This is a genomic window from Corynebacterium ciconiae DSM 44920 (genome assembly GCF_030440575.1).
GTDB classification, from domain to species: Bacteria; Actinomycetota; Actinomycetes; order Mycobacteriales; family Mycobacteriaceae; genus Corynebacterium; species Corynebacterium ciconiae.
Map to the genome: position 1 here is coordinate 953,426 of NZ_CP047189.1, position 20,952 is coordinate 974,377.

Here is a 20,952-nt window from a genome sequence, read left to right on the forward strand (position 1 = left end):
CATGCCCATCACAATCCTTGTTCCCGGTATCCCAGCGCCTCAAGGCAGCAAAAAGCATATTGGCGGCGGCCGTATGGTCGAGTCCTCGAAGAAGCTCCCCGCGTGGAGACGCGCCGTGAAAATCGCGGCCGCAACCACCCATCAAGGCAAAGATCCACTGGATCAGCCCTTGGCCGTGGATATCGTTTTCTACCTTCCTCGACCGAAACGACCCCGCTTCATGTTGCCGGCAACCGCGCCCGACCTGGACAAGCTATGCCGATCAACGCTGGACGGCCTCGAGCAATCCGGAGTCATCCGCAACGACGCCCGTGTCACAACCCTCCGCGCCGCGAAAACCTACCCCGAAGACGGATTCACCGGCGCGAAAATCACCATCCAAGGAGACCAACCATGACTGATCTGCATTACGAATTTACCGGCGACACTATTGAACCCGCGGGGCAGACCCTGCACCGTATCCGTGCCACCCGTGAACTAAGAAAGCGCGGCGTGAGGGCTGGTGACCTCGGTGGATGGGTCGAGTTTGAGGGAAATCTCCAAGACGAAGCGTGGGTGTCCGGCAACGCACGCGTGTACGGCGACGCACGTGTGTCCGGCAACGCGTGGGTGTCCGGCACCGCGTGGGTGGCTGGCGACGCGGAAGTGTCCGGCAACGCACGTGTGTCCGGCGACGCGGAAGTGCATGGCGAAGCAGAAATATCCGGCGACGCGGTGGCGTGCGGACAAGCGCGCGTGTACGGCAACACAGTAATGTCCGGCACCGCGCAAGTGCACGGCGACGCGGAAGTGCATATGCGTGCGAGGCTCGAATCAAAGCAAGACATTCTCATCATCGAACCTATCGGATCCGAGGACTCGACCATCACCTTCGCCAGGCAAGAAAACGGCCACCCGCAGATCATCACAATTGGGTGCTGGACCGGGCCGCTCGATGAAATGGCCGACGAAGTGCAGCGCCGCTCCGAGAAATGGGTGGGCACCGACGACGAAAAGCAGCGCTGGATCGCAGAATATGAGCTAGTCGAGAAACTGTGCCGCGCCCGAATGAAGAAATGGGCGCAGTAAACCCTCAAATTTTCTAGCCCCATCGAAAGGGAGAAGAATGACCATCACTCAACCTAAAGTGCATCTAGTTGCACACACGCAGCTGGCTTTCAGCGGCGACGAAGACCACCCTCGACAGATCATGCGCCGTGACCCCGAGGCCACTGACGCTGAGCATCTGGCCGAGTTCGCGGGCCGCGCCTGCTATCAAAGCTTCCATAAACCGAACCCCGCCACCCGCAAGAATGCCGACTACCTGCAGCGCACCTTGTTCGAGCAGCATCACTGGTCAATCGCGGAGCACGCCACCGCCACCCTGTATTTCACCGGCGTGTCCCGCGCTTTCACGCACGAACTCATCCGGCACCGGCACCTGTCCTACTCGCAGCTATCGCAGCGCTACGTGGACGAGGCCGAAGCTAGCCCAGTTATCCCGCCGGCTGTTAGTGGGCTGGAGCCATACATCGGAGACGATAAAGAGCCCTTCACTGATGGCCTGTACTGCTCTCTTACCGAAGCCATGCAGGATTGGGCGCGCGAGGCTCGACGGAGCTACAAAATCCTAGTCGAGAGACTGCTGGAAGAAGGCTTTCCCCGTAAGCAGGCCCGTGAAGCCGCACGAGCTGTTCTTCCCAATATGACCGAAACCCGCATCGTGGTGACCGGCAACCTCCGCGCGTGGCACGATGTGATCCAGCGCCGCACCGCGCCTGACGCGGACGCCGAAATGCAGCACGTCATGGAGCTAGCACGAGAGGCCCTGCAGCCCGTCGCCCCCGTGATCTTCACCAAGGAGCAGCAATGACCCCCGCCGAGGTGGCCCGCCGGTTGCGGGACAGGGCAACCAAAATCCCGAAGGACACCACTACCTGCGGGTATTTGGAAAACGCGGCGGTCACTATCGAACGCCTCGACGCCGCACTCAAAGCCACCAAACGCCATCAGCGTGACCAGCTCACCCGCATCCAATCAATCCTCAACGAAGGGGGACAGCAGTGAATCTCATCGTGTTTTTCCGGCGGCTACGTGACCGGGCCGCGCTGCGGCTACACACCGCCACCGAACACCTCAACCAGCAACGAGCACACATACAGCACGCCAAGCAAGCACGCGCCGAAAGGGGCGCCAAGTGACCGGATCGCCAACCAGCCGCGTGTGCCTCGCCGCAGCACTCGACCTACTCGACGAAAGGAGCTAGACATGCTGATTGAAGCAGACGTCAACGTGGACGAGTACCTCGACGAAGCGGACGAGGATGCTCTCATCGATGAACTCCGCTGGCGAGGCTATGTGGTGTCTAAGCCGGGTGAGATACCCCGCTACATTGACCCGCTCTACGACAGGGATACAGCTGTACAGTGCCTCATCCGCCGTATCGAGGAAGAAGCCCGCGCCTGTGAATCCCTCCAAGTACGTGGCGCCCTGCACTGGGTGATCGGGCAGATCAACGACAGTCTATGAACATCACCCCAGAGCAGGCACGTGCACGGCTGGAATCCAAGCCGACGGCCAGCCGCATCGAACGGCGCGCTTATCGGACAATCGCCGGAATGACATACGAGTACGCCGTCCAATACCTCGACGAAAACACCGGCGGGTGGGAATGGCTCGCCCCCGAGTGGGAGACCCGCTGGGGTGACTACTCGGCCACGTGCGTACAAGAGCAGCGGGATCGCTTTATCGAAGAAACACGCATCGTGCGCCGCCTAGTAGGAGAACCCGAGGTATTCGAATGAGCAGCTCCACCCGATAAGGAGACCAGCATGAACCAAATATTTTTCACCGCGGACCTGCACCTCGGCCACGACACCGTAGCCCAGCACCGCGGCTTCCCGAACGCGCCTGCCCACGACAACCACATCCTCTCGCAGCTCGCGACAACACTCGGCAAGCGCGATACCCTCTACATCCTCGGCGACGTCACCGATAACGCCGACTGGGAATACGGCCTCCACTGCCTCACCCCAATCAGGTCACTCACCGGCGCAGAGCTGCATCTCATCGCCGGAAACCACGACCCTGTACACCCGATGCACAGGAACTGGAAGAAGCACGTGGACGAATACCTTAGGGTCTTCAGCACTGTCACCACTGCTGACACAACCCGCGCCATGGGGCGCCGGTGCCTCGTCTCGCATTTCCCCTACGAAGGCGATCACAGCACCCCAGACCGGTACACCCAGTGGCGACTGCCAGATGAAGGCGCACCAATCATCCACGGGCACACCCACGCCACCCAGTCGCTCAGCCACACCAAAAGCGGAACTCCCCAAATCTGCGTGAGCGTCGACGCCCACAACTACAGGCCCGTACCCAAAGGCCGCATCGACAAGCTACTAGCGAGCCACGCATGAAACGCCGCACCCTCGCAGACATGACACCCACTGAACAGCGCGAGCACATCGGCGCATGTTGCACCCTCTCAATCGAGAACTGGGTAATCGTCAACCTGTACTGGTCTGACCAGTACAAACAGGTGCTCGCCACAGTGCTCAACCCCATCGACGCCGAACTGCTCGACGGCGTACCACTCTCCACCATCACCCCAAGGCAAGACCTACCACCCGCCTGGAACCCCGACGGAACACCAATCAAAGAAAGGTAACCATGGAACCTGTAGACATCTACGAAGACGCGCGCGAAACGATCAGGTTTTGTTTCTTAGGCGCCGATCGCGAAACCGTGCAACACGCACTCGCCGACGATGCTCTCACCGAAGAGGACACCCAAACCATCCTCGATGCGGCAAACACCATCCTCGCCCACCTGCACACCGTCAACACCACCGCACACGTCCTTCAGCTGGAAGACCCCGAGGACGGGTGGATCAACTACACCCACCCCACCACCTACACCGCCGCGCTACGCGTCTACTACACCCTGACCCAAAACGGCTGGAACCCCGAAGAACTCCGCGTCACCACCCACACCCCCTAGGAGGAACCAAGTGACCACGCCGCAAGACCTGCGGATACTCCTACGCGCCCTCGCCGGGCTAACCCACCAAGCACAAACACTGCTCTACGACTCTGGTTACGGGCAAGCCCGAAGAAACGAAACCGGAATACGCGGCAGCAACCGGCACAGCACCCCCTGCGACCAGCAGCTACTCGCAACCATCGTGGACACCATCACCCCCATAACCGCTGGGTGGGCACGCAACCTGAGCATGGATGCGCAGATACTCATCCCCACCGACGTGGCCGAGAAAGGATTCTGGTGCGCATGGATGGCGCGCCACGCCGAGCAGCTCGCCGCAATGCCATGGGTCGAAGACTGTGTCGAGGAGCTAACCGATCTCGCCCACAGACTCGCCCAGCAACTAACCCCACTCCCAGAACCAGGCGGCATCAAGCTTCCCGACTATGCCACCGCCGGGGAGATCGCGAACGCCTACAACATCACCCCCCGCGCGGTAAGGAAGTACTGCGCCGCGCATGGAATCACCGCGTGGAGAATGCCCGACGGCACAAGATACAGCACCCATCAGTATCGACAAGCCCGCAAGGACTAGTGGATAGGTTCCACCCTGTGGTATACTGACGTACGACAGAGATATGCCCCGAGGGAATGACATCCCCCGGGGCTTTATCTATGCCCACCCCGCAGGCAGTACCCCCGCGGCGGCTAGGTGAGATGCCCAAACCTGCGGCAAGCCGAGCTCGAAACAGAAGGCCTCCAAGGAACACGATTCTTTGGGGGCCTTTCGCATACCCACGAACAACCAAGGGAGGCCACCATGATCCACATCATCAGCCACCCAAGCAAGCAGCGGATACCAGCCACTATCCGATACGACGCTAGCCAACTACCGAACCCACACAACGAGCCAGCACTACGTCCACGCGACGGGCGATCGCCACAAGTACAACAATGGCTATGCGATCACGATGACTTCGCCAACGTACTCGACGCGCTCACACGCCGCGCACACAACACCGGCAAAAACAAAGACATCACCATCGCGATAGCCTGCACCGCAGGCAAACACCGCAGCGTCGCACTCGCCGAACTACTCGCCGCGAACCTCACCAACAAAGGCCACGAAGTTCGGATAGAACACACCACACTCAACACCCGCAAGCAACAGGCAGCCAAAACAAAACCACAAGCAAGCAGCACAAGCAGCGCGAAAACCACCAAACAACGCGGCTACGACCAACGACACAAACGCACCCGAAAAGCACTACTCGCCACCATGACCCAAGGCCAACCCTGCTGGTGGTGCGGCAAACCCATGTACCGCGAAGCCGAAAAAAACCACGACGGGAAACCCCTCGCCGCCGACCACATCCAAGCCGGAGGAGCATCCCGCCACCAAGCCGCCGGAAGACTACTCCACTTCACCTGCAACTCAGCACGCCAAAACGGCACACGAGACCACCTACGACCAGCACTCCAAATAACACCAAACAACCAACCCAACCCAACACCAACCAACACCCCAACCTTCCAATGGAAACCCCCACCACCCACCACACCACGAGGACACCCCACCCCCCAATAATCTCAAGGGGCATGGGGCAGGCGACCCCACTCGCATGGCCGGAGTCGCATTCTCTCTCCCCGTAGCGCCAAGCGCCCCCTAGAGGCGTTCACAGGCCCGCTGGGGCGAGAACGGGGCTTGTTGTGGGTTTGTTGAACCCCTAGCGGCTTAGATGGGCGTACGGCGTGCCGAGTTCTCGGCGGGAAGGAGTGATCCAGATGGATGAACGGCTGAACGAGGAGTATGAGCGGCTGCGCGGTGGGCGTGATCTCAACCCAGTTGATGTGTCCGCTGTTCTGGCGGTCGCTGGCTTGTCGCTGCGTGTGAAGGATGCGCAGCGCATGATCGCTGCTGAGGGGATCATGTTGGAGAGATCTGACGGGATGGTGGAGCATCCGGCGCTCATGGTTGAGAAGCGCGCGTCGGCTGAGATTCGTGGTTGGGTGAAGGACCGGCCAGATTTGTTTGGGGAGCAGAAGAAGTCTCGTCCGAGGCGTGAGAAGCCGGAGTTCAAGATCGTGTGAGGCGGTGGGGCATCATGACGGAGCTGATGGGGTGTAGGTATCCGCGTCTGTCTTCGATACCGGAGGGTGATCCTGCGCGCGGCGAGAAGGCTGTGCAGTTTGCCCGTTGGGCCGGCATGACGCTTTTCCCGTGGCAGGAGGATGTTCTGCGGGCGATGTGCACCACGGGTGATGATGGGCTGTGGGCTGCGTCTGAGTCGGTGATCGTTGTTCCTCGGCAAAACGGTAAGGGTGAGATTTTGGTTGCCCGTGAGCTGGCTGGGGTGTTCCTTTTCGGTGAGCGGGAGTTGCTGCATACTGCTCACTTTCTGGATACGGCTGTGGATGCTCGTGATCGTCTGTGGGAGATTATCGAGGGTAACGAGAACCTTTACTACTGGTGGGAGGATGATCCAGACGCCCCAGGGGTGCCGATGCTTGTTCGTACAAACGGGAAAGAGGGCATCGTGTTCCCGAATGGTGCCAAGGCTCGGTTCCGCACGCGCACGGAGAAAACGGGACGTGGGTTGTCGATTGATCTGCTGGTGTTGGATGAGTGCTTCAACCTACCAACGCAGGTGCATGCCGCGATTTCGAAGACGACGCGCGCGAAGCAGAATTCCCATACGATTTTCATTTCCTCGCCGGTGAACTCCGCTGAGCACATGCACGGCGGGACGTTCTCGGCTAAACGCTGGGCCGGCATGGATAAGGCGCCGGGCACTCTTTTCATGGAGTGGTCCGCCGATCCTGAGCAGGTGGACATCTACTCGGATGAGGCGTTGATCCAGTCGAATCCTTCCCTGACTCGTTCAGGGGTGGGCGCCCAGTACAGGGATGCCCGTAAGGATGCGGAGTCCGCGCGCGTATCTGAGGAGTTGCGGGATGCTTATCTCGTGGAGACTCTTGGCATTGGCCGGTGGGTTCCGCGTGACGGTGATGAGTCGGATTTCGTGCCGATTATTGATCTTGATGATTGGGGCGAGATGGCGTGCGATTCGCCGGCTGTGACGCGGCTACGTGAGTCCGCTATCGGGGTTGATGTGAATGTGGATGGGGCTAGCTGCGCGATGGTCGCGGCCGTGAAGACACGTGATGGTGTGCATTTGTCGTTGGCTGATCGCAGCGAGTTTGACCGTGACGCCCTGTTGTCCGATCTAGGGACGGCTGTTGAGCTGAATGATCCGCTTGCCGCTGCTATTGATGTGCGCGGCCCCGCCTCGACGATTGAGCGTGGTATCCGTGATCTGGGGGTGGAGCCGATGATTTTGCAAGCGCGGGATGTCGCGAAGGCCTACATGCTGATGCAGCAGCTCGTCCATGAAGGCGGACTGACTCATGACGGTGATCCTCGATGGCTGGAGGCGCTTTCTGTCGTGGAGGAGCGTGAGATCGGCGAGTACGGCAAAGCGGTCAAAAGGGTACGCGGCGCGGGGTGCCCGATTGTTGCGGCAACGTTCGCGATTTTGGCGCTCGAGCGCGCCGCACTTCAAGAAGTTGTTCCGATGCGGCGGCCCTCGTTTATGCCGCAAGCTATTCCGGCTGCTGCTGTTGGTGGCCGTTCAAAATTCGATTTCTAGATAGGGAGGTGACGCGCATTGGCTGAGATTGGTCACGCATCTCCACGCTCTGTGGTTGGCGGAGTGATGGAAGACAACTGGGAGTTACGCTTCCCCCAATCCACGCGGGTGTACGCGAAGATGCTGCGGCAGGACGCGCAGGTGCAGTCGATCATGAGGGCTGTGACCCTCCCTATTCGCCGATCGACGTGGAGAGTTGATCCTAACGGCGCGCCGGCAGAGATCGTTGAGCACGTCGCTGCGGATCTGCGTCTGCCCGTGTTGGGGCAGGAGAAGGGGGCTGTTCCTCGCCGCCGAGGCAGGGTGTCGTGGGACGCTCATCTGCAAAAGGCTCTGCTCGCGTTGCCTTACGGTCACATGTTTTTTGAGCAGGTGTACCAGCCGGGCGATGACGGGTTGGAGCATCTTGTGAAGCTGGCTCCGCGCCTTCCAGGCACGGTATCGAAGATCAACGTCGCCCGTGATGGCGGACTGGAGTCGATCGAACAGGTCGCCTTGGAAGGGCAGCGGGACCGGCCGGTGATTCCCGTGAACAGGCTGGTCGCTTACTGTTTTGAACCGTCGGACTCCACTTGGGTGGGGTCTTCTGTTTTACGCCCCGCCTATAAGCATTGGGTTTTGCGTGATGAGCTTCTCCGGCTGGAGCAGCAGACGCTCGACCGTAACGGTATGGGCATCCCGCTGTATAAGGCTTCTGCCACACCTGAGGATCCGAAGCAGGAGATGGAGGCGGGGCAGCGCATCGTGGAAGGTATCCGGTCTGGTGCTAACGCTGGGGTTGCGGTGCCGTACGGCGCTGAGTTTGAGCTGCGCGGCATCAACGGGCAGGTGGCTAGCCCTCGCGCTGCTATCGAGTATCACGATTCGATGATGGCAAAGGCTGTGCTCGCGCATGTGCTGAATCTATCCGGAAAGGGCGGGTCCTACGCGCTGGCAGAGACCCAGAACGATCTATTTGTGCAGTCGCTGCAGTCCATCGCGGACTGGATTATCGATACCGCTAACCAGCACATCGTTGAAGACCTCGTGGAGCTTTCTTGGCCTGAGTACGACGGCCCCGCACCGCTGCTGATGGCTGATCCTATCGCATCGAAGAAGGAGTTGACTGCTGAAGCGTTGGCGATGCTCGTCAACGCTGGCGTGATCTTTATGGATCCGTCGAGCGAGAACGAGGTGCGGCGTCGCTACCAGATGCCACAGAAAGACCCTAGTTACATGCCTGTCAGAAACGAGGAGGGTGAGAAGAATGAATAGGCCTTTTGCACTGAGGGATAGTGACGAGGGTGCTGTGCTTGAGCTTTATGGAGAGATTGGCGCGTGGGGTGTCACGGTGAAGGACGTCGCGGCCGAGCTCGCGGCTGTCGACGGTGATCTTCTTGTGCGGTGCTCGTCTCCGGGAGGTGACGCGTTTGAGGGTGTCGCATTAATGAATCTACTGCGCGCCCAAAACGGTCGAGTCACTGGCGTGGTCGAAGGCTATGCGGCTTCCGCTGCGTCAATCGTCATGGTGGGCGGCTGTGACCATTTGATCATGCGTCCGTCTGCGGAGTTGATGATCCATAATGCGTGGACTTTCGGGGACGGTGGTTCGGACGATTTGCGCCGTATCGCTGACGATCTGGATCGAATGAATAACAAGATGGCGGCGATTTACGCGGATCGAGCCGGTGGGGATGCAGATTCCTTCCTTGAGGCCATGTCCCGAGAGACGTGGTACACGGCCGAGGAGGCTGTGGCCGCTGGTTTGGCGGATGAGATTCGGGACGGGCGTGAGTCGCCGGTGTCTTCGCAACCGGCGGCTCGCGTGAGGGCCGCGTTCAAGTATCGGGGGCGTGCTGATGCCCCCGCACCTGTTTTAGGAGCTGAGATGAATTTGAAGATGTTTGCGCAGCGTTTGGGCTGCGCTGAAGACGCGGATGAGGCTACGGTGCTTGCCGCGTTGGATGAGGCTTTGGCTGAGCAGGCTGTTGAGACGCCTGTGCCCGAAGATGACTCCGAGGAGTTTGCCGAGGGTGGGCATTCCGAGGAGTCTGCGGAGGCTGAGCATGAGCAGGAGGGAACCTCCGACGATGAGCCGGCCGAGGAGGGCGAGTCGGAGCAGTGCCTCGAGTCTGAGGAGACCTCGGACTTGGTGGTGACCATTGACGCCGCCGCGCTTGAGGAGCTGCGAGAGCAAGCGGCCTACGGTGCTGCTGCTCGTGCCCGCGATGAGCAGGCCGGCCGTGAAGAGGTCATTGATGCCGCTATCCGAGATAACCGCATCTCTGTCACTGCGCGCAGCCGGTGGATGGCCGCGATGGAGGCCGACCCCGAGGGGACGCGGGAGAAGCTCTCCCGTATCCCTAAGGATCTCATTCCCCGCGCTGAGCTTGGACATAGCTCCGCTCAGGGGGATGTAACTGTCAAGAAGATCACGGCGCCGGGGTTCGGCGCCGTTCACGTTTAAGGAGGCGTGTGGATGTCGAATCCGAAGTTTGTGCAGGGGCCTGTGACTTGCAAGGTCAATGCTGAGTCCATTGATAAGTACCGTCTGGTGAAGCTCACCTCGGATGGTATCGAGTACGCCGGAGCTGAGGCGCCGGTGTTTGGCGCGGTGACTGAAGCTGGCGCGAAGACCACGGAGCGGGAGCCGGGGGATCTGCGTTTCGGCCGCCCCGATGTGCTGGCCGTGCACACAGCACCTGCTGTGGTTCCGGTGGCGTGTGATGCTCCTGAGTCCGTGAAGGCTGGGGCTGCGGTGTATGCCGCCGCCGATGGCAAGGTGTCCGATTCTGGCTCCGTGGTTGTGGGTGTGGCCCTCAGCGACGGCGCGGAGGGCGCGGCCACTGTTGATGTTCGTCTGCTCGCCCCGGTGGCGAAGTAAACAAAGGAGCTTACAAATGAATCTTTCTTCCGCTTATGACGGTGGCTCGATCACCGTATCCGATATCCTGAAGGACCCCACTTTCCTTCAGACCCGTATCACTGAGGAGCTGGACGGCGCTTTCGTCGAACAGCTCCTTTTCCGTAATGGCGGCAATAATGCTGCCGGTGTGGTTGCGTTCCGTGAAGCCGCTTCTTCGATCCTCGCGGACTCTCCCGAGGATGTTGCTGAGTTCGCGGAGATCCCCACGAGTGTGCTGGGGCTGGGTGAGCTGAAGGCTGCTTTCGCCCGTAAGCGTGCTCTGGGTGTGCGTATCTCTTATGAGATGCTGCATGAGAACAAGCTGGATCTGCTGTCGCAGCAGGTCGCGGCTCTCAACAAGACCATGGTTCGGGATTCTGTCCGTACCGCGCTGGATGCTTTGAACGCGGCGGTTGGAGAGAATGAGAAGGCTGCTACCGCCGCGTGGGCGTCTGGCGGGTCTGACATCGCTAAGGATGTTTTCGACGCTATCGAGCGGGTGCAGGGAGCAACCGTTGATGGTAGCCCGAACGAGTACTTCGGCTACGAGCCTGACGTTCTGCTCGTGCACCCCGTAGTGCTGTCTAAGCTGCTGCGTGACGAGAAGATCATCAAGTCCTATGTGGGTGACATCGCCCACGAGAACCCGATCTACAAGGGACTTAAGCCCACCCAGCTGTTCGGACTGAACGTCGCCACGTCGCGGTTCATGCCCCACACTGAGGCGTGGGTGCTCGAGGCCGGCACTGTTGGTTTCTATTCCGATACCATCCCGCTCACCGTGACTGAAACCTACGCGGAGCGGGGAGACTCCACCTTGGGCGGCGCCACCATGTCTTGGCGTACCGACGCGGTGATCAAGCGCGCCGTGGCCGTGGACAACCCGAAGGCCGTCGCGAAGATCACCTCTATCGGCGAATAGGGGTGAACGTCGTGAGGATTCGTCTTGTGCGCGGCAGCTGGGATCAATGCGTCGCGCCATACGAGTACGTCACTCACCGTGTAGGCGACGAGGTGGACGTGTCTGAGGAAGAGGCTGCTCGCCTGATCGGTGGTGGCACCGCCGTGGACGCCGATGCCGAGGCGCGGGACCCGTACGCGGGAAGGGCTGATTCGGTGCCGCTTCCGCCCGCCCCAGATCTTAAGAAGAAGCCGGCGCGTGAGATCCCGAAGAAGCCGAGGCGCGCCGCCTCTAAAAGTGAGTGGGTGCGATATGCCGAGAAGATCGGTGTAGTCACCAAACGTGCTGACGGGGAGGACATGGAGAAGTCGCAGCTGATCGTGGCTGTCGAGGATTACTTGTCCAAGCTTGAAGATTAAGGGAGGTCGTGGTGTTTAATGCCGCCGATATTGAGCGCCGTCTACCTCGGCAGCTAACGGACGCCGAGTCGCAGCGGCTGACAGTTCTCGTTGCTGACGCCGAGGAGTTGATTGCTGCAGCGTTCACGCGCGAAGGTCGAGACTTCTATGTGGAGGCTGAGGCTGATTGGCTGTTCACGAATGCCCGCCGCGTGGTGCTCGAGATGGTCTCATCCGCGATTCTCGTGGGTGGGGATGCGGGTAAGCGGCAGTATTCGATCACGGTTGGCGGGGTGACTGAGTCCTCAACGTGGGCTGATGTCACTTCCTCCCCGTGGGGTGTTTTATCACTGTCGGATTCGCAGCGGCGACTTTTGGGCCTATCGGTGGCTGTGACGCCACGCGCTAGCTTCCCTTGCGCGAAGCGCTGGCCTGAGAGGTGGTGACACCGTGTGGGATTCCACTTTGATGGTGGTTAAAGCGGGCCGCGTGTCGGACCCGTATAACCCGAGCGGCGGGGTGCCTACCTTGAGCGTGAACGAGGGGGCCACGATTGTGCCTGCTCGGCACCGCTGCGAGGTGCAGCCTGTGGAGCTGGTCGAGGATGATGCCGCCGGCACGAGGGTGCATACCCGCACCTCGTGGAGAGTGATTACACAGCCGGGGCATTACATCGATGGGCTGCGAGCATCTGACGGCGTGATGGTCGATGGTATCGACGGGGTGCTTGAGGTTGTGGGCGAGGTGGGGCAGTGGCCTCACCCGACGCACGGGCATTCGGAGTTCACGGTGAGGAGGTGGCAGGGGTGACGCCTGAGATTGACATCGATGGTGACGCGTTGTTCCAGCAGGCTATGCAGCAGACGGTTGTGAAGGCTGCGCTGCAGGCTCGTGCTTCTCGTATCGCGGCGCTTGCCCGTAAGGATCTGGCGCGCGCGGGTATCGATGCGTCGGTGACTATTCGCCCTCATGCTCTCCCGTCGGGGCGCGCGTCTCTGGATGTGGGCTGCGAAGTGGACGACAAGTATGAGCGGCGTGTGGGGCGCATCATGCGGCGCGCGGCAAGGGGTGGCCGATGAGCAAGTTACCTGATGTTTTGCGCACGGTGATCGAGTTCCTGTCCGGTGCTCTTCCCGACTACTGGGTGGGTGATTCCCTCCCGCCTGGCCAAGAACTCGCCGCTAGCCTGCCGTGCGTGATCGTGGATCTGCTGCCCGGCACTGAGCTGCGCGTCTCGTGGGGTGGTGCTGATTTCCCCGTGAGAGTCGATGGCGCCGCTATCGACATTGAGGTGTTTGCGGCGTCTCGTGGGCAAGCCACCCCCGTGGCTGAGCAGGTGCGGCTCCTGATGCATCAACTCCCCTTCGTGGAAGGTTCTCGAATAGTGAGTGTCGAATGCCCGTCATTTGGGACTCGTGAGGACCTGAACCCGAGAGTGAAAGTGCTCGGCGGAGTCGCCGAACTAGCCCTTCACACCTAGTTTTTTCAAACCAATCTCACCCCACCGCGTGTGGGGTTTTTCTATGCCTTGAGGAGGCAAACTAAATGGCAATCGACGATGTTTTGTCCGGTTTCAACGCTGGAGCGGCGCGCGTCGCTCTGACCGGCGCGGTGCGTATCGCCCCGGTTGGAACTGAGATCAAGCCGATCTCTGAAAAGTACGATTCCGAGGTCTACACAAACCTTGGCTACATCTCCCCCGATGGCGTGGAGATTTCCTTCGACGAGGATAAGCAGGAGTACATCCCGTGGCAGGAAGCCTCTGCCATCCGAACCGACATCACCAAGGCCGCTAAGAGCATCAAGTTCACGATGTGGGAGACCTCGCCGGAGAAGATCGCCTTGTTCCTCGGTGTGCCGGCGTCCAAGATTGAGGAGATCGCCGACGAGGAAGGCGTCGCATTCTGGGAGGAGGGCCTGCCCCAGTTTGAGACCACTCAGCTGCACGTCGACATGGTTGACGGGGATAAGCACAATCGCGTGTCCTTCCCCTCTGCGAAGGTGACTGAGCGTGGCGCTCTGGTGCTGAAGAAGGAAGACGTTTTCGGCCTCGAGGTGACTTACACTACCTTCCCCGGTGGAGCCGAGTACGAGGGCACTCCGGCGCGCGGCAAGACCGCATATTGGCAGTTCAACAAGGCTTTCACTGATGCGGCGAACGTTTCTTCTTCCGTTGACGGTGTACGCCCGCTGCAGATCTCCACCGCGTCGCTTCCCGCTGGAGTTGAGCAGCAGGAGTACACGCAGAAGCTTTCGGCGACTGGTGGCACCCCGCCCTACAAGTGGGAGATCGAATCCGGTGATCTTCCGGCGGGTCTTGAGCTTGATGGTGAGGGCAACATCACTGGTACTCCTACCAGCGCAGCGACTGAGCAGGTCACGTTCAAGGTGACTGACGCGAAGAAGCTGCCGGCTTCTAAGCAGATCACTGTCACTGTCAACGCCGCTGAAGAGTAGCAAAAAGCTCCTTCCCTTTTTTTCTTGGGGTGTGGGTGCGGGCCTCAATGGCAGGGCTCGCCCGCACCCACTTCAAAGTTCTGCCGCTTAAAACGCCCTGCCGCTAAGACTTGAAGGAGTCCTGCCATGTCTCAAATTGATCTGGATGCAATCCTCGCGCAGCGTGCCGAGGCTACCGGCGCCGAAGAGGGCCGAATCCCCTTTACGTTCAAGGGGGAGACTTTCACTTTCCGTGACCCGATGATGCTCGACGATGAGGATCAGGAGCTGCTCGAGGATATCGCCGACAGTGAGGATGCTCGCCTGTCTGAGATCGCCGAGTTCTGGATGGGGGAGGAAGAGTGGGAGCGTTTCCGCAGTGCCGGCGGCACCGCCCCGATGTTCCGTTACATCATCGAGGAGAATAGCCGCCGTGAGCAAGAAGCCGACGCGGCGGGAAAATCGTCTGCACGTATCAATCGCTCGCAGCGTCGTGCGGCGGGCCGGAAGCGTTAGAAGCAGCGCTTGAGCGCGTCTACCACAGGGATGTGGTGGGCGCGTTTTTTCGCGGGGAGATCACGATCCGAAAGCTACGTGTCCTCGCCGAGGGCATGCCCCAAACCGGCGTGCATACTCGCCATCAAACCGATGGGGTCGAGTACTCGTACACGGATTCGCTGCTGTGGAACACGCTGTGGTGCCTGCTGGATAACACGGTGGTGACAGCGCAAGCTGCGGGGTCTAAGAAGGCGAAACTGCCGGCGGATAAAATGCCGCGCTTCCCGTGGTCTCTGGAGAAGCAGAAGAACACTCTGGGTGGGGATCTTGGCGATCACACCCAAGAGGAAGTTTTGGACTTCCTCGACAATTTGTAAGGAGGACTGCCATGGCCGGCGTGTGGATCCCTGTTTTGGCGTCGATGAAAGGTTTTGTCGCCGAGGTCAACAAGGGTGCCGAGCAAGCCGCCGGCCAGGCAGGCTCCAAGCTTAAGAAGGGCTTGTCTGATGCCGCGAAGGATGGCGGCGCGGATGGCGCGGCGAAGATGGCGCGCGCTGTGGAGGCCCAGACTCAGAAGATCGCGACTGCGCGTAGGGCTCAGGCTAAGGCCGCTGCTGATGTGCAGGTGGCGGAGCAGAAGCTTAAGAATCTGCGTGAGTCTGGTAAGGCTTCGGCGTCTCAGATCGCCCGCGTGGAGGGCCAGCTCGAGGCCGCGAAGAAGCGGCACGAGAACGCTTCCCGGCAGGTTGCTCGTGGTGAGCGTGATCTTGAGTCGGTGCGTAAGGGCGGTGAGGCCACCGCGTCTTCTCTTGCCCGTGCCGAGGATCAGTTGGCGGCGGCTAAGGCGCGCGCTATCGCGAAGCAGGGTGAGCTGCGTACTGCCGAGGCGCAGTTGGATGAGGCGCGCAGTAGGTCTCAGGCGGCGGCGTCTCGTGTTGAGAGCGCGGAGAAGTCTCTTTCTGGTGTGCGTGAGCAGTACGGTGCTGGGTCGCGTGAGGTTGTGCGCGCCGAGCGGGAGCTTGAGTCCGCAAAGAAGCAGGCCGCGTCTGCGGATGATCAGGTGGCTTCCTCGGCGGGGCGTGTGACGAAGGCTCGTGCTGAGGTTGCTAACGCTACCGATAATGTGCGTTCTAAGACTCTCGCTCATAAGGCGGCGCAGGAGGATGCGGCCCGCTCGGAGCGTAAGGCCGGCGATAATGCTCAAGGCGCTGGGGCGAAGGTCAGGTTCTTGGGCCGTGAGATGACTCTGGCGTCCGGCCCGGCGAAGGGGCTTACTGGGTCTCTGATGGGTATGGCCGGTAAGGCCACTGCTTTTGCTGGTGTCGCCGCTGGCGGCCTCGGCCTGACTGGCGTGACCGCGTTCATGGGTAGCGCGATCACCTCCGGCATGGAATTTGATAAGGTACTCGGCTCGCTGTCCGCCGTGTCCGGCGCGACGGCTGACCAGATGTCTCAGATTCGTGATCGTGCCCGTGAGCTGGGGCAGGATACTGAGCTGGCTGGTACCTCGGCGGCGTCCGCAGCGGACGCCATGTTGGCTCTTGCTAAGGGCGGTATGGATGTGCAGCAGTCTATGGATGCTGCGAAGGGCTCGATCCAGCTTGCCGGTGCGGCGCAGATTGATGCCGGTCAGGCGGCGGAAATCCAGATCGCCGCGTTGAACAGCTTTGGGCTTGCGGCTGATGAGGCTGGCCGAGTTGCCGATGTTCTGACAAACACTGCCAACAACTCCGCTACGGGGGTTACTGAACTTGCCGAATCGCTGAAAATGGCCGCCCCTACCGCCTCCACTCTTGGCGTGTCTCTCGAGGACACAAACACCATGATTGGTTTGTTCGCGAACAATGGCATTAAGGGCACGATGGCTGGTACGGCTATGCGCTCTGCGATGCTGTCTTTGACGTCGCCGTCGAAGCAGGCCGCAGGTGCTCTCGAAGAACTCGGCGTGGAGGCATTCGACGCTGAGGGTAACTTCGTTGGTTTGCGTGAGGTGTCCGAACAGTTGAAGGATGCCCACGAGCGTATGGGGGATTCGGCGTTTACTGCTGCGTCCTCGGTGGCTTTTGGTCGTGAGGCTGTTGGTTTTGCGACTACCGCCGCTAAGGGCGGTGCGAAGGCTTTTGATGAGCTGCGTGGCAAGATGGACAAAACCGGTGCTGCTGGTGAAACAGCTGGTGCCGCGCTGTCCGGCATGAACGGCGCGCTTGATCGTGTTGGTAATGCTCTCGCCGATGTGAAGCAGCGCCTGTATGATGCTTTCGCGCCCACGATGACTCGGATGATTGATGTTGCCGCGAAGGGTTTTACCGTCGTTGCTGATGTGATCGGGTTCATGACCGATGGGATCAAGAACGTGCCTCTTTTGGGGACCGCGATGAAGGGGCTTGGCAAGGTTGCTTTGGGCTTGGCTGGGGCTTTCACCGCTGTTGCTCTGGCCGAGGCGGCTGTGTGGGGCAAGGGTTTCGCGGTGTCGAAGATCACGGCACTGGTGAAGGCGATCAAGTCGTGGACTACTGTGACTAAGCTGCAGGCAGCTGCCCAGTGGGCGCTGAACGTTGCGATGAATCTCAACCCTATTGGCGCGATTGTGATGGCTATCGGGCTCGTGGTCGCCGCCTTGGTGCTGTTTTTCACCAAGACTGAAGCGGGCCGGAAAGCATGGGCTGCTTTCAGTGACTTCATGAAACGCGCGTGGGATGCGACTGTGCAGGCGTTCAAGGCTGGTTATGAGGCCTACATCAAGCCCGTGTGGGACTGGATCGTCGAAGGCGCTAAGAAGGCGTGGGATGGGCTGAAGTCTGTTTTCGGCTGGTTCAGTGACGCGTTCAGCGGCCTGAAATCCATCCTCATTGACGGGGACTTCACCGGCGCTTTCCGTAAAGCTTTCCACGTGGAAGAAGACTCCAAGCTTGTGGACTACATCCTTAAGGCGCGTGACAATTTCATCCGGCTCAAGGATGTGGTGACTGATGTAGCCGGCTGGATCGGTGAGAAGCTGCGCTCTATCCCCTTCGACAGTATCGGCGCTGGATTCATGAATGTTGTGAAGGGGATCGGCAGGGCTGCGAAGGGGATTTGGGATAACGGTTTTGGCGCGGCTATCCGCGCGATGGTGGATGGCGTCAAGGCCGGCCTGCAGATCGCTGGCGATGTGTGGGATACGTGGTCGGAGAAAATCTCTACCAAGTACCACGAGAATATCGAGCCGACGATCACCGTGGCCAAGGAGCTTTTCAATCAGCTGCGCGATAAGGTCGGCGAGGTCGTGGATCAGGTCCGTCAACGCTGGGACGAATGGGCTAGCGCGGTGCGTGACCAGTATCAAGCCAACATCGCCCCTGTTGTTGACCAGCTGCGTGAAAAGTGGGAGATGCTGCGCACCGCAGTGGGCGCGGTCGTGGACAGCATCAAGCAAAAGTGGGATACCTTCAAGCAAGCGGTTGCTCCGGCACTTGAAGTTGTGAAGGGAAAGTTGGAGGAGCTGCGCGGCCATTTGGCTGAGTTCTTCAAAACCCTTTGGGAGCCGGTGATTAAGCCTGCTTTGAAATTCCTTGCTTTCGCTATTTTCGCGCCGATGGCTGTCGCTATCGGGCTCGTGGTCGCCGCCGTGGTTGCGGTGGTCGCGGCTGTTGGTGGCTTCATCTATGTGCTGGTGTCTTTACCAGGCTGGGTGAAATCGGCCGTGGATGCGGTCACTGGCTGGTTCTCGGATATGTGGAACAAGGTGAAGCTGTGGTTCGTCGAGATGGGTGTCGCGATCCACGATTGGTGGCAGGAGCATGTTGCTACGCTGCCCGGCTATGTGGCCGAGGCAGTGAACGGCGTCAAGCAATGGTTCATGGACATGTGGAACAGCGTGAAAAACTGGTTCGCCGACATGGGCCGTGCTGTCGCGGATTGGTGGAACAATCACGTTGCTCCGCTGCCGGGCCAGGTCGCCAGCGCAGTGACTGGGGTTCTAAACAACCTCGGGCAGCTGCCGGGCAAGATCAGGTCCCTTTTTGCCGATGCGGGCCAGTGGCTAGTTTCCGCAGGACAGCGCATCATCAACGGCCTGTGGGAGGGCATGAAGTCCGCGTGGTCGAGCGTCCGTAACTGGCTGTCCGATCACCTGTCCTTCAACGCGATTGGTTCTCTCGTCGGACTGTCCGGCGGCGGTGTGGTTGCCTACGCACAGGGCGGGGTGGCCGAGTCCTACGCCGCTGGTGGGCGTCGTGAAACCCACACTGCCCAGATCGCTCCCGCCGGCGCGTGGAGGCTGTGGGCCGAACCGGAGACCGGCGGTGAAGCCTACATTCCGCTGGCCGCGTCGAAACGCAACCGGTCCACGGCCATTCTCGATGAGGTCGCCGGCCGATTCGGGTATCAGCTGGTTGACCGAAGCGGTGAGCCGTATCGCGGCGGATACAACGGCGATCTGGGGCCGCAGCGCGTCGCCGCGTTTGCTGACGGCGCTGTTGTTGGCGTGGATGATTTGGTGCGGCTCGCCCAAGGTCAGGGCGCGTCCCGCCCGCTGGAGGGTGCCCCGTATGTGTTCGGCGGCTCTAACTGGGGAGACTGCTCCGGTACGGTGTCCGCGTTCGCAGCGAAGGCTATTGGCATCAACCCGTTCCCGCGTAAGTTCTACACCGGCGACGAAGGTTCTTGGTTGTCCAGCCACGGCTTCACGCGTGGCCGTGGTAGCGACGGTGATCTTCGGATCGGGTTCAGGGATGGCGGCCCCGGCGGCGGGCACACTGCCGCTACTTTGCCTAACGGCGTGAACGTTGAGATGGGTGGTGGCCTCCACAGGGGGCAGTATGGCGGCAGGGCTGCCGGCGCGTGGGATTCGTACTTCAACGAATTCTTCTACATGCCTATGGGGCCGTCGTTCGAGAAGGTCGATCCGGGCGAGTTGGGTGATCTAGCCAGCGTCCCTGATACTCCCTATGATGCTGCGGCCGCGTCTGGTGCTACCACCTCGGACTACACCTCCACAACTACTGGGGGTGCTAGCTCTGCGGGTACGTCTGGGGGTGGCGAGGACACCACTATCTCGGGGATGCTCGGCAGCCTGTCCAAGGAAATCGTATCCGGACATGTCTCCGATATTCTCGGTGTTTTTGGTGTGCCGGATCAGCTGCCGAGTTGGGTGACTGGTGCGCGTGAACTCGCCAAGGGTGGCGGAAATCCGTCTACTTCCACGGCCGAGGAGCACGCCGCTCAGATTCACGATAATGCTGTGACGAGTATGACAGCGGATCAGCTGCAGAAGGATCCCCAGCTGCGCGGTGCTGATTCGCTCGACACGATCCAGAAGCCGGAAGTCCCAGAATGGGGGCCGAGGTTCTTTGCGTACGAGATCACTCGTCAGGCGAAGGAGATGAATCTGGGTGCTGACGCCGCGAAGATCGGCGTTGCGACCGCGCTGGTGGAGTCCGGTGATCCGATGAAGATGTACGCCAACAACCGTGTGCCGGAATCGTTGAAGTTCCGGCATGATGCGCTTGGCTCGGATCATGATTCGGTTGGTTTGTTCCAGCAACGTGATAACGGTGCGTGGGGCACTGTGGCCGACCGTATGGATCCGTTCAAGTCGGCGGGCATGTTCTTCCGTGAGCTAGCAAAGTTCGATTGGAAGAGCATGGATGCCGGTGCGGCGGCGCAGCGCGTGCAGCGCTCCGCTTTCCCTGATCGCTATGGCAAGAAGATGGGGCGCGCGGAAGGGATGGTTCGTGACACCGGCCTGTATGACCAAGGCGGTGTGTTGAAGCACGGGCAGCTCGGCGTGAATTTGTCCGGTAAGCCGGAGGCGGTTCTCACTAACAAGCAGTGGAAGGATCTGCAGGGTATCGCTAATGCTCTGCCTTCCATCACTGGTGGGGCTGTGTCCTCGGCGGTGAACGCTGCAGGCGCGGCCGGTATCGCTGGCCTGAACGCCGCCATGCCCGGCGCTGGCGCGGCGTTGTCTCCTGTGGTTGGTGTGGCGGCCGACTATGCCGGTGGTGTTGCTGCTGGCTGGACTGAGGCGTTGAGCACTGCCGCAGGTCAAGCCGTGGGGGCTATCGAAGAAGGTGTTGGGGATGTGTCCTCGCAGGTTGGGGGCGATTTAGCGCCCAGTCGCGCGGGTGGTGTTGGCGCTGCTCAGGAGGTGCACATCCATGTTCAGAATATGGATCAGGCCTATGAGGCGAAGAAGCGTCTCGAGGCGCGTGCGCTTGCTGGTTTTGGTTAAGAAAG

26 protein-coding genes are annotated in these 20,952 nt (G+C 60.4%); all 26 read left to right on the forward strand.

Going from position 1 to position 20,952, the window contains the following annotated elements; genetic code table 11:
• Position 1 precedes the first annotated feature (1 nt).
• Positions 2–397, forward strand: a complete 396-nt coding sequence (locus tag CCICO_RS04240; RefSeq protein WP_026161596.1) for a RusA family crossover junction endodeoxyribonuclease — start codon at positions 2–4, stop codon at positions 395–397.
• A complete protein-coding gene (locus CCICO_RS04245) occupies positions 394–1,068 on the forward strand; it encodes a bactofilin family protein (protein ID WP_018020532.1) in 675 nt (224 codons plus the stop codon). Before CCICO_RS04240 ends, CCICO_RS04245 begins: the two co-directional genes overlap by 4 nt.
• A gap of 121 nt (positions 1,069–1,189) precedes the next feature.
• Positions 1,190–1,852 (forward strand): FAD-dependent thymidylate synthase, encoded by a 663-nt coding sequence (thyX, locus tag CCICO_RS04250; protein WP_435869252.1) that lies wholly within the window; start codon positions 1,190–1,192, stop codon positions 1,850–1,852.
• Positions 1,849–2,046, forward strand: coding sequence for a hypothetical protein (locus CCICO_RS04255; RefSeq protein ID WP_301354944.1), 198 nt, complete (start codon positions 1,849–1,851; stop codon positions 2,044–2,046). Before thyX ends, CCICO_RS04255 begins: the two co-directional genes overlap by 4 nt.
• 201 nt (positions 2,047–2,247) lie before the next feature.
• Positions 2,248–2,508 (forward strand): hypothetical protein, encoded by a 261-nt coding sequence (locus CCICO_RS04260; protein WP_301354945.1) that lies wholly within the window; start codon positions 2,248–2,250, stop codon positions 2,506–2,508.
• Entirely contained in the window at positions 2,505–2,783 is a 279-nt protein-coding gene (locus tag CCICO_RS04265) for a hypothetical protein (RefSeq protein WP_301354946.1), read from the forward strand. The genes CCICO_RS04260 and CCICO_RS04265 overlap by 4 nt, the downstream gene beginning before the upstream one ends.
• Positions 2,784–2,810: 27 nt before the next feature.
• The gene (locus CCICO_RS04270) at positions 2,811–3,401 is read left to right on the forward strand and encodes a metallophosphoesterase family protein (RefSeq protein ID WP_018020525.1); all 591 of its coding nucleotides are present in this window, start codon (positions 2,811–2,813) and stop codon (positions 3,399–3,401) included.
• Between the two features lie 20 nt (positions 3,402–3,421).
• Positions 3,422–3,652, forward strand: coding sequence for a hypothetical protein (locus tag CCICO_RS04275; protein ID WP_018020526.1), 231 nt, complete (start codon positions 3,422–3,424; stop codon positions 3,650–3,652).
• Positions 3,653–3,654: 2 nt separating this feature from the next.
• Positions 3,655–3,984: a hypothetical protein gene (locus CCICO_RS04280; RefSeq protein WP_018020527.1), complete on the forward strand. Its 330-nt coding sequence runs from the start codon at positions 3,655–3,657 to the stop codon at positions 3,982–3,984.
• Between the two features lie 10 nt (positions 3,985–3,994).
• The gene (locus CCICO_RS04285) at positions 3,995–4,561 is read left to right on the forward strand and encodes a hypothetical protein (protein WP_301354947.1); all 567 of its coding nucleotides are present in this window, start codon (positions 3,995–3,997) and stop codon (positions 4,559–4,561) included.
• Positions 4,562–4,786: 225 nt separating this feature from the next.
• On the forward strand, positions 4,787–5,554 hold the full coding sequence (locus CCICO_RS04290) for a RapZ C-terminal domain-containing protein (protein WP_301354948.1): 768 nt from the start codon (positions 4,787–4,789) through the stop codon (positions 5,552–5,554).
• Between the two features lie 197 nt (positions 5,555–5,751).
• Positions 5,752–6,057, forward strand: a complete 306-nt coding sequence (locus CCICO_RS04295; protein WP_301354949.1) for a terminase — start codon at positions 5,752–5,754, stop codon at positions 6,055–6,057.
• A 14-nt stretch (positions 6,058–6,071) separates the two neighbouring features.
• On the forward strand, positions 6,072–7,616 hold the full coding sequence (locus tag CCICO_RS04300) for a terminase large subunit domain-containing protein (protein ID WP_301354950.1): 1,545 nt from the start codon (positions 6,072–6,074) through the stop codon (positions 7,614–7,616).
• 18 nt (positions 7,617–7,634) lie between these two features.
• On the forward strand, positions 7,635–8,870 hold the full coding sequence (locus CCICO_RS04305) for a phage portal protein family protein (protein WP_301354951.1): 1,236 nt from the start codon (positions 7,635–7,637) through the stop codon (positions 8,868–8,870).
• A gap of 34 nt (positions 8,871–8,904) precedes the next feature.
• Complete coding sequence (locus CCICO_RS04310) at positions 8,905–10,062, forward strand: head maturation protease, ClpP-related (protein ID WP_301354952.1); 1,158 nt, start codon at positions 8,905–8,907, stop codon at positions 10,060–10,062.
• A gap of 12 nt (positions 10,063–10,074) precedes the next feature.
• Entirely contained in the window at positions 10,075–10,479 is a 405-nt protein-coding gene (locus CCICO_RS04315; protein WP_018020520.1) for a capsid cement protein, read from the forward strand.
• Between the two features lie 16 nt (positions 10,480–10,495).
• Positions 10,496–11,422 carry a phage major capsid protein gene (locus tag CCICO_RS04320; protein ID WP_301354953.1) on the forward strand — a complete coding sequence of 309 codons (927 nt, stop codon included), beginning with the start codon at positions 10,496–10,498 and terminating at the stop codon, positions 11,420–11,422.
• 11 nt (positions 11,423–11,433) lie between these two features.
• Positions 11,434–11,820, forward strand: a complete 387-nt coding sequence (locus CCICO_RS04325; RefSeq protein WP_301354954.1) for a hypothetical protein — start codon at positions 11,434–11,436, stop codon at positions 11,818–11,820.
• A gap of 8 nt (positions 11,821–11,828) precedes the next feature.
• Positions 11,829–12,245, forward strand: a complete 417-nt coding sequence (locus tag CCICO_RS04330; protein WP_301354955.1) for a Gp19/Gp15/Gp42 family protein — start codon at positions 11,829–11,831, stop codon at positions 12,243–12,245.
• A 4-nt stretch (positions 12,246–12,249) separates the two neighbouring features.
• Positions 12,250–12,609: a hypothetical protein gene (locus tag CCICO_RS04335; protein ID WP_301354956.1), complete on the forward strand. Its 360-nt coding sequence runs from the start codon at positions 12,250–12,252 to the stop codon at positions 12,607–12,609.
• Positions 12,606–12,878 (forward strand): hypothetical protein, encoded by a 273-nt coding sequence (locus tag CCICO_RS04340; RefSeq protein WP_301354957.1) that lies wholly within the window; start codon positions 12,606–12,608, stop codon positions 12,876–12,878. The genes CCICO_RS04335 and CCICO_RS04340 overlap by 4 nt, the downstream gene beginning before the upstream one ends.
• Positions 12,875–13,279: a hypothetical protein gene (locus tag CCICO_RS04345; RefSeq protein WP_301354958.1), complete on the forward strand. Its 405-nt coding sequence runs from the start codon at positions 12,875–12,877 to the stop codon at positions 13,277–13,279. The genes CCICO_RS04340 and CCICO_RS04345 overlap by 4 nt, the downstream gene beginning before the upstream one ends.
• Positions 13,280–13,344: 65 nt before the next feature.
• Positions 13,345–14,256 (forward strand): Ig domain-containing protein, encoded by a 912-nt coding sequence (locus CCICO_RS04350; RefSeq protein ID WP_301354959.1) that lies wholly within the window; start codon positions 13,345–13,347, stop codon positions 14,254–14,256.
• Positions 14,257–14,382: 126 nt separating this feature from the next.
• Positions 14,383–14,751, forward strand: a complete 369-nt coding sequence (locus tag CCICO_RS04355; protein WP_018020513.1) for a hypothetical protein — start codon at positions 14,383–14,385, stop codon at positions 14,749–14,751.
• 35 nt (positions 14,752–14,786) lie between these two features.
• Positions 14,787–15,110: a hypothetical protein gene (locus CCICO_RS04360; protein ID WP_244264025.1), complete on the forward strand. Its 324-nt coding sequence runs from the start codon at positions 14,787–14,789 to the stop codon at positions 15,108–15,110.
• Positions 15,111–15,121: 11 nt separating this feature from the next.
• A complete protein-coding gene (locus tag CCICO_RS04365) occupies positions 15,122–20,947 on the forward strand; it encodes a phage tail tape measure protein (protein ID WP_301354960.1) in 5,826 nt (1,941 codons plus the stop codon).
• Positions 20,948–20,952 lie beyond the last annotated feature (5 nt).

What these genes read in the sequence shown, in the direction of transcription:
- CCICO_RS04240 (WP_026161596.1), top strand. Translation starts at nt 2, where the DNA reads ATGCCCATCACAATCCTTGTTCCCGGTATCCCAGCGCCTCAAGGCAGC.
- CCICO_RS04245 (WP_018020532.1), top strand. Translation starts at nt 394, where the DNA reads ATGACTGATCTGCATTACGAATTTACCGGCGACACTATTGAACCCGCG.
- thyX (WP_435869252.1), top strand. Translation starts at nt 1,190, where the DNA reads ATGCGCCGTGACCCCGAGGCCACTGACGCTGAGCATCTGGCCGAGTTC.
- CCICO_RS04255 (WP_301354944.1), top strand. Translation starts at nt 1,849, where the DNA reads ATGACCCCCGCCGAGGTGGCCCGCCGGTTGCGGGACAGGGCAACCAAA.
- CCICO_RS04260 (WP_301354945.1), top strand. Translation starts at nt 2,248, where the DNA reads ATGCTGATTGAAGCAGACGTCAACGTGGACGAGTACCTCGACGAAGCG.
- CCICO_RS04265 (WP_301354946.1), top strand. Translation starts at nt 2,505, where the DNA reads ATGAACATCACCCCAGAGCAGGCACGTGCACGGCTGGAATCCAAGCCG.
- CCICO_RS04270 (WP_018020525.1), top strand. Translation starts at nt 2,811, where the DNA reads ATGAACCAAATATTTTTCACCGCGGACCTGCACCTCGGCCACGACACC.
- CCICO_RS04275 (WP_018020526.1), top strand. Translation starts at nt 3,422, where the DNA reads ATGACACCCACTGAACAGCGCGAGCACATCGGCGCATGTTGCACCCTC.
- CCICO_RS04280 (WP_018020527.1), top strand. Translation starts at nt 3,655, where the DNA reads ATGGAACCTGTAGACATCTACGAAGACGCGCGCGAAACGATCAGGTTT.
- CCICO_RS04290 (WP_301354948.1), top strand. Translation starts at nt 4,787, where the DNA reads ATGATCCACATCATCAGCCACCCAAGCAAGCAGCGGATACCAGCCACT.
- CCICO_RS04295 (WP_301354949.1), top strand. Translation starts at nt 5,752, where the DNA reads ATGGATGAACGGCTGAACGAGGAGTATGAGCGGCTGCGCGGTGGGCGT.
- CCICO_RS04300 (WP_301354950.1), top strand. Translation starts at nt 6,072, where the DNA reads ATGACGGAGCTGATGGGGTGTAGGTATCCGCGTCTGTCTTCGATACCG.
- CCICO_RS04315 (WP_018020520.1), top strand. Translation starts at nt 10,075, where the DNA reads ATGTCGAATCCGAAGTTTGTGCAGGGGCCTGTGACTTGCAAGGTCAAT.
- CCICO_RS04320 (WP_301354953.1), top strand. Translation starts at nt 10,496, where the DNA reads ATGAATCTTTCTTCCGCTTATGACGGTGGCTCGATCACCGTATCCGAT.
- CCICO_RS04345 (WP_301354958.1), top strand. Translation starts at nt 12,875, where the DNA reads ATGAGCAAGTTACCTGATGTTTTGCGCACGGTGATCGAGTTCCTGTCC.
- CCICO_RS04350 (WP_301354959.1), top strand. Translation starts at nt 13,345, where the DNA reads ATGGCAATCGACGATGTTTTGTCCGGTTTCAACGCTGGAGCGGCGCGC.
- CCICO_RS04355 (WP_018020513.1), top strand. Translation starts at nt 14,383, where the DNA reads ATGTCTCAAATTGATCTGGATGCAATCCTCGCGCAGCGTGCCGAGGCT.
- CCICO_RS04365 (WP_301354960.1), top strand. Translation starts at nt 15,122, where the DNA reads ATGGCCGGCGTGTGGATCCCTGTTTTGGCGTCGATGAAAGGTTTTGTC.